This window comes from Sphingobium jiangsuense, from assembly GCF_014196495.1.
GTDB lineage: Bacteria > Pseudomonadota > Alphaproteobacteria > Sphingomonadales > Sphingomonadaceae > Sphingobium > Sphingobium jiangsuense.
Map to the genome: position 1 here is coordinate 1 of NZ_JACIDT010000044.1, position 6,883 is coordinate 6,883.

The following is a 6,883-nucleotide window of genomic DNA, read 5'->3' on the forward strand; positions in this document are numbered from 1 at the left end:
CGAAATAGACGCAAAATGTCTCAAACGTCGGAATTTTATTATCGACATTAAAACAGCGGCTTACCCTGAGACGAGACATCGTCTGCAAACATAAGGCGCAACAGCTCGATTTTGGTGGCACCGGCAGACCTGCGGCCTCTATGCGCGCGATGCAGGCGGCGCGGTTCCAGCCCCATTCGCGCAAGGGGTAGCGGCATTCGAACAGATCGTTCGCGATGGCGGACGCATGGTTATAGCGGCGCGTGTCGGCGGGCGAGGCATCATACCCGATGAGGCGTATGACCTTCTGGCCTCTGGCCCAGGCGGCCTTTGCCGGCTCCCATTGCTTCAGGAAAGCGTCCTGCGGAGCCACTTTCCACTTAAGACTGCAGCTGTGGCGCCCGAGGCTGATGCTGGGGAGTGTGGCATTGGTGAGGACATTGGCCAGCAGGTCGTAATAGGGCGGCCAGTGCTTGAAGCGCTTTGGCGTGTAGCGGACGGTCTCGTAGCGGATGCCGCGCGCGGCCATCCACGCCGCCATCATCTCCTGATAGACATAGGTCTCCGGCTTCTCGATGCCCGGGTCACCGGTGATCACGAGATCAGGCGGCGTGCCGCGGCTTTCGAGCTCGACGAGGAGCGCCGTGCTGTCGACGCCGATGCCATAGGCAAGCACGACGGGAGCCGGCTCGGCGACGCGGATATAGTCGATGTCACGGGGCCGCGCGGACGGCGCGGGGCGATCGCTGGCCAGCATGGGAGTCGCTCCGGTCTCGCGCAGCCATTCTGCGCGCCCGGCTCCCTTCCCCTCACCTCTCTGCCGTAGTCGCCGCCCGCTTTAGTCGCTGTCCTGCAGGCAAGATGTGCGATCGTAGAGGTCGAGATGACCCCCGAACTCGGCCGTTTGCGCCGTTGTCAGGTCGCGGTGGTCGTCGGCCTCTGCGGTGCTGGCCATCTCGATCATTGGATGGACGGACACGGGCGATGGCTCGTTTCGGGACGGCAATTTTACGTCGGGCTGCCCTAAGATAATGCATGTATCAAATGATGCCGGAATCGATGGATGACCGGCCTTCGCTGTCCTATAGAACTTTGTGCGAAGCGCCGAGTGCGTAGTTTGTGTGTCGGTTTGAACAAGTCCGCCGAGATGAGCATAGATGGCTGAACGTAGAATGAGCTAAGCGGCTCGATAGCGTTGCGTCAACCTGGGGCGCTTGACGTCTCGATTGTCGCAGAAGCGGTCGTTCAAGGGCTAGGATAGACCGGTAGAGAGGACCCGGCTCTTTGGACAACTCTATTATTGCAGTCCGAACCTCTAACCACGACTTGTCTGGCTAACTCGCCTGTGCCCATCAACCGGAAGTCGAAATCGAGGAGATGCTCATTGCCGCTTTTGAGCCTTTCAGGCTGCGTTGTCTCGAAAATCAGCGTTTCCGAGACCAAGCGATATATCAACGATTTTCGCCCTCGCCCGTAAACTGATCTGCTCGTCCAACCGGCATCAGGTTTTGATAGGATGAGGCATGGCTAACGAACATGAGTTGGTTGCCGATTCAAGAGTTGTGGCGACTTGGATCGAAGGATGGACCATTGCCCGCGAAACGCCGCCTCCGGTCGAAGATCACGGTGGTTTCAGAGTCGATGTGGGATGGCCGCAACAACGGACGCGCTATGTCTTTACCGATATCTCGCCGGCCCTGCACGAATTGGCCACCACGATCGAGGAGCCGTGGGTTTTTTTGAAAGCTTGTGTCTCGGCGACAGCAATGCGCGTCGCCTTACCAGAACACTGGGTAATACAGCCACCGGGCTTCATGATGAAATATCGGCGCATCATGCCCGGCGATTCCGCGCCTCCTGACGGCTATCTGCTCGATGCGGCTGAACCTCGCCCCATTGTAATCGTGCGGGCGCTTACTCCGAGCGGCGCGCTGGTCGCAATCGGACGTGTCGTTCGCGTCGGTGAGTTTGCCATATACGATCGGATCGAAACCAACGCCGCTCATAGACGGCGCGGCCTCGCGCGAACCGTCATGAAGAAACTTGAATCCATCGCGCGCATCATGGTGCGACGCGGGAGGTGTTGGTCGCCACTGCAGAGGGTCGCGGTCTCTATGCATCCTTAGGATGGGAATTGCATTCCCTCTACACCACAGCAGTCATTTTACGGGCTGACTGATATCCACAAATCGGCACGTAGGTGTTAGTCAAACGCTCTGTTCGTTCGCCTTTGCAGTAGAGGCGGGTACTTCCGGTATGGGCCGAAGCCATTGCAGCGCGACAAACGCCGTCAGCAGCAGCGCGCCAGCGGCAAATACCACATCGCCGGGGGTGCGCATCCACACGAGGAAATGGATCAGCGGCCGATCCATAAACGCGGCCGACCGCGCATAGGCGTAGCCATGATCGAGCGCCGCCTGAAGTTGCAGCACGCCCATCGGCAGCAGCGTGAGCAGGGCCATCAGGGCAAGCCCGATGTTGAAGCACCAGAAGCTCGCGCGTAGCCAGCCTTCGTTCCAATGGATATGATCGCGCAGGCCGCGCAGGCAGAAGAGCATCAGGCCGATGCCGAGCATCCCATAGACGCCGAAGAGCGCGGTATGGCCGTGCAGCGGGGTCAGGTTGAGTCCCTGGACGTAATAGAGCGCGATCGGCGTGTTGATGAGGAAGCCGAACAGGCCGGCGCCGACCAGATTCCAGAAGCTCACCGCGAGGAAAAACATGATCGGCCATTTGTAGCGCGCCATCCACGGCGTCGCGCGACTGTGCGACCAGGTGTCCATCGCCTCGAGGCCGATTAACGCGAGCGGGACCACCTCAAGCGCGGAGAAACTGGCGCCGAGCGCCACGCCCGCCATCGACGTGCCGACGAAATAGAGATGGTGGAACATGCCAAGCACGCCGCCCGACAGGAAGACGATCGTCGCGAACAGCACATTGACCGTGGCCGTGCGGCCGCGCACCAGCCCCAGCTTTACGAACAGGAAGCTGATGACGGCGACCGCGAAAATCTCGAAGAAGCCCTCGACCCAGAGATGGACCACCCACCAACGCCAATACTCAACCTCGGACAGGTGGCTGCGCGCGCCATACATGAGCCCCGCGCCATAGAAGAGACCGATCGCCACCGTGGAGAGGAACAGCAGGCCGACGATCGAGGACATCTCATCCCGGCGCCGGATCGCGGGCCAGAGCGCGCGACCCACGAGGAAGAGCCACAGCAGCAGGCCGATGAAGAGGTATATCTGCCAGAACCGGCCAAGATCGACATATTCCCAGCCTTGATGCCCGAACCAGAAGTTTTCGGTGAGGCCCATCTTCTGCATCACCGCCAGCCATTGTCCGGCGAACGCGCCGACGACGATGACGATCAGGCTGACGAACAGGAAGTTGACACCGGCGCGCTGCCACGGCGGCTCATGGCCGGAGATGGCGGGCGCGATATAGAGGCCGGTGCCGAGCCAGGCCGTCGCGATCCACAGCACCGCGAGCTGGGTGTGCCAGCTTCGAGTCAGGCTGTAGGGTAGCCAGTCGGCGAGGTTGATGCCGTAGAAATGCTGGCCCTCGACCTGATAATGCGCGGTCGCCGCCCCCAGGCCGATCTGCGCGAGCAGGAGCGCGATGACGATCCAGAAATATTTGGCGCTGGCACGCATCGAGGGTGTCAGAACGATCCCCTTGAGCGGATCGGCCGCGGGCGGGGTGAGCGGCGGTTCCTTGCCGTGCCAGACCGCATAGTGCCACGCGAGAAGGCCGATGCCGGCGAGCATGAAGAGGATGCTGAAAAGCGACCACATGAAGGTGCCGGACGTGGGCACGTTGCCGACCAGCGGTTCGGAGGGCCAGTTGTTGGTAAAGCTCACCATATCGCCGGGCCGATCGGTCACGGTCGCCCAGGCTGTCCAGAAGAAGAAGGCCGCGAGTTCCCTGCGCCGCGCCGGATCGGGAAGTGTGTTCTCCTTCATGGCGTAGGCGACGCGCAAATCGCGCGTTGCCGGGTCAGCGGAGAACAGGCTGTCATAATGCCTTGCCACGCCGGCGATCGCTGCAGCGCGCGCGTCGCTGATCGTCAGCGTGCCGGTCGCAGCGTCATAGGTGTTGGCACGGAAGCCGGGACGTAGCTCGGCCTGCAAAGCCGCCTTATCTGCCAGCGACAGCATGTCGAAGCTGGCCGCGCCCTTCGTGCGGGCAACGGCGTCGAGCTGGGCCAGCGCCTCCCGGTGCAGCCAGTCGGCGGACCAGTCGGGCGCGATCAATGCGCCGTGACCCCACACGCTGCCGAGCTGCTGGCCGCCCATCGACTGCCAAACCTGTTGGCCGGTCTCGATATCGTCGCGTGTGAAGACGGTGCGCCCGGAAGCGGTCACGACCCGTTCGGGGATCGGCGGCGCGGTACGCATAAGGTCCGACCCGAGCCACAGCATCACCGCGAATCCTGCGAAGATGACGGCAGCCAGGCCGATCCACAGCCGTTTCGTCGTCGACATCGTTCCCCGTCCCTCTTCCTTTAGAAAAGCCCGTGACTGCCGCCGACGGCGCCGATCAGCGCGATGACCGATGCCGCCAGCAGCAGACGGTGCATACGCTCCATGCGTGCGAAGTCGGCCGCCGGATCGGGGGAAGCGGCCATGCGGCGGTGCAGATAAAGCGGCTCGATGACGAACAGCATGGCGACGAACACCAGCCAGATCGCCACCATCGCTTGCATCCACCAGAGGCGGGGATCGGCGAAACGCTCCCACAGGTCCGCCCGCCAGGTCATCCAGAAGCCGCTAGCGCCGGCAAGGAGAACCCACAGCCGAGCCTGCGGCGCGAAGCGGCCTTCGATCCGGTGAAATGCCGCCAGCCTCTCAGCGGGCGGATTGCCGGCACGCACGGCCGGCATCAGCACCAGCGTCACGAAGGCGACGCCGCCGATCCAGAACAGGACGGCGACGACATGGATCACGCGCGCAAGAGTGAAATCGTCCGCGATCATCAGCTCTTCGGGGGCGGCTCATGGTAAAATTCGACCTGCATCCGCATCGGACCCAGCGGGGTCACGAAATGCGGCTGCTGCGGTTCGATCAGACCGGGATGACCGGGCTTCAGGATGACTTCCGACGCCGGCTCGAGATAGGTGAGCTTCAGTTCACCTTCGAGGACGCGGATCAGTCCCCACACCCCCGCCTTGGTGTCATGGCGCGCGCGCAGCGCCGCCGGCAATGTGTCCTGATCGAACACCGGCGACGAGCTGTAGGGCGCCGGCCCCGTCATGCGGCCTGGGCCTCGTCATAAAGCTCGGCCTCGCGCGCGATCAGAATGTCGGCGAGGAACCAATAGGCTTCGCCCCATGCCGCCAGGATTTCGTCCGTCGCGGCCTCGCCCAGGATGTCGCGAATGGCCGGCAGCAAGGCATTGGCGACCGCAGGATAATGCTCTGGTTTGATATGGGTATCGACGTGCCGCCCGGCGATCCGCTCGATCGCCGGTTTCAGGACGTCGAGCTTGTCCACATTCTGGGCGAACGCCAGGATCGCCGCCGCAAGGCGCTTGGGTTGCGCGCCCGACTCCTGCGCGGCCATGTCGAACAGCGCCTTGATCTCGGGATCGACAAATAGCCGCTGATACATGCGCGTGGTGATGTCCACGCCATGCTGTTGAAGGGCTGGCGCCGTCGCTTTGACCAACGTCATGGTTTGGGGAGACAATGCTTTGGTCACGACGATCCTCTTCATGATAACAGTTTGCTTGTAGAGGCTGTCGGTGCGAGCCGGTTTGCGCTGGCGCAAACTCGGCTCTGTTATTTCGACTAGATCGACCCGAACGAGAGAAGGCAGGAGGCAAATCATCGTTCAGACCCGAGGCCTTGCTTCACACCTGAAGATTATCGGCGCGGTGGAGCTATTTCGCGATCTGCCTCACGAAGCGCTGGTGCATGCCCATGCCTGCGCACGCATCGAACGATTGCCAAAACATGCGAGGATTTTCGAGCAAGGAGCCCGTGCCGAGCGGGCCTATGCGGTGGCGAAGGGCAGCGTGAGAATCATCCAGACCGGCAGTGATGGCGGGCAGGCGATCATTCGCTTTATCGGCTCCGGCGAAATGTTCGGAACAGTGCCTCTCTTCACTGACCACCTTCTTCCGGCGGACGCGATCACAGCGGAGGCGTCGGTCGTCCTCAGTTGGAGCGAGGCGGATATAGTAGTGCTGATCGGCATATATCCGCAGGTGTCGCTGAACGTCATTCGAGTGATCGGGACGCGGCTTATCGAACTTCAGGATCGGGTCCGCGAGTTGGCCACCCAGCGCGCCGATCAGCGTCTCGCCCGTGCGCTCCTGCGCCTGATCCGTAACGATGGTGGCGACGAGGTAGCGTTCCCGCTACGTCGTAAGGACCTGGCGGAGTTCTCGGGAACGACCCTTCACACTGCGAGCCGAATGCTCTCCGCCTGGGCCAGGGCCGGCCTGCTCACAAGTATCGGACGACGCATCCTAATCCATGATCGTACTGCTCTGGACTCCCTCGCAGAGGGCAGGCCACTCCTCTAGCAATTGGGGCGTTAACTTGATGAAAACCGCACCCCGGCCAATTTGCCTCACTGTGGCCCGCATAGAATTATTGGCTTTGGCGGCGACAGCCGCGCTCACGATCGGCGCGACTGCGCCGATAGCCGCGCAGTCCTCTGACCAGAAGCCGGCAGCCCCGCAACCGCGCATGTTATATCTGCCAGGCCGCGGCACTGTTCTTGTTCAGCCCGCGCCGACAGACGATCCTCGCGCGGTTGCGCGCACGGTCATCGTGCCGGGCTACGGCGAGGTCTATACCGTTGTCCGTCGTCAGAACATTTGGCACAACTCGCGGCGTAAATTAGCGGAGTGCGGGCCTCGTCCTGGGGTTGATATTAAGCGGCGATCTTGCGGT

The 6,883-nt window shown here is 62.0% G+C and carries 9 protein-coding genes; 3 read left to right on the forward strand and 6 right to left on the reverse strand.

Features of this window, described 5'->3' with window-relative positions:
* Both GGR43_RS22965 and GGR43_RS23435 read right to left on the reverse strand, forming a co-directional pair.
* The coding region (locus tag GGR43_RS22965) for an adenine nucleotide alpha hydrolase family protein (RefSeq protein WP_246343995.1) at nt 1-736 on the reverse strand (736 nt) is incomplete at its 3' end.
* A gap of 81 nt (nt 737-817) precedes the next feature.
* A complete protein-coding gene (locus tag GGR43_RS23435; RefSeq protein WP_174703678.1) occupies nt 818-958 on the reverse strand; it encodes a hypothetical protein in 141 nt (46 codons plus the stop codon).
* Between the two features lie 544 nt (nt 959-1,502).
* Here GGR43_RS23435 and GGR43_RS22970 point away from each other — a divergent pair.
* Nucleotides 1,503-2,105 (forward strand): GNAT family N-acetyltransferase, encoded by a 603-nt coding sequence (locus tag GGR43_RS22970; protein WP_011950469.1) that lies wholly within the window; start codon nt 1,503-1,505, stop codon nt 2,103-2,105.
* Nucleotides 2,106-2,186: 81 nt separating this feature from the next.
* Here the strand turns inward: GGR43_RS22970 and GGR43_RS22975 are convergent, their stop codons facing one another.
* Genes GGR43_RS22975 through GGR43_RS22990 form a run of 4 tightly spaced genes read right to left on the reverse strand, consistent with a single transcriptional unit; the run spans nt 2,187 to nt 5,696 of the window.
* The gene (locus tag GGR43_RS22975; protein WP_011950470.1) at nt 2,187-4,466 is read right to left on the reverse strand and encodes a nitric-oxide reductase large subunit; all 2,280 of its coding nucleotides are present in this window, start codon (nt 4,464-4,466) and stop codon (nt 2,187-2,189) included.
* A 20-nt stretch (nt 4,467-4,486) separates the two neighbouring features.
* Complete coding sequence (locus GGR43_RS22980; RefSeq protein ID WP_011950471.1) at nt 4,487-4,957, reverse strand: membrane protein; 471 nt, start codon at nt 4,955-4,957, stop codon at nt 4,487-4,489.
* Nucleotides 4,957-5,235, reverse strand: a complete 279-nt coding sequence (locus GGR43_RS22985; RefSeq protein WP_011950472.1) for a TehB family protein — start codon at nt 5,233-5,235, stop codon at nt 4,957-4,959. The genes GGR43_RS22980 and GGR43_RS22985 overlap by 1 nt, the downstream gene beginning before the upstream one ends.
* Nucleotides 5,232-5,696, reverse strand: a complete 465-nt coding sequence (locus GGR43_RS22990; protein WP_171010603.1) for a globin domain-containing protein — start codon at nt 5,694-5,696, stop codon at nt 5,232-5,234. Before GGR43_RS22990 ends, GGR43_RS22985 begins: the two co-directional genes overlap by 4 nt.
* 160 nt (nt 5,697-5,856) lie before the next feature.
* Between GGR43_RS22990 and GGR43_RS22995 the strand changes: the two genes are divergently transcribed.
* Entirely contained in the window at nt 5,857-6,510 is a 654-nt protein-coding gene (locus GGR43_RS22995) for a Crp/Fnr family transcriptional regulator (RefSeq protein ID WP_129927364.1), read from the forward strand.
* A gap of 19 nt (nt 6,511-6,529) precedes the next feature.
* Nucleotides 6,530-6,883 (forward strand): hypothetical protein (locus GGR43_RS23440; RefSeq protein ID WP_246343996.1); only part of this gene is annotated, 354 nt, incomplete at its 3' end.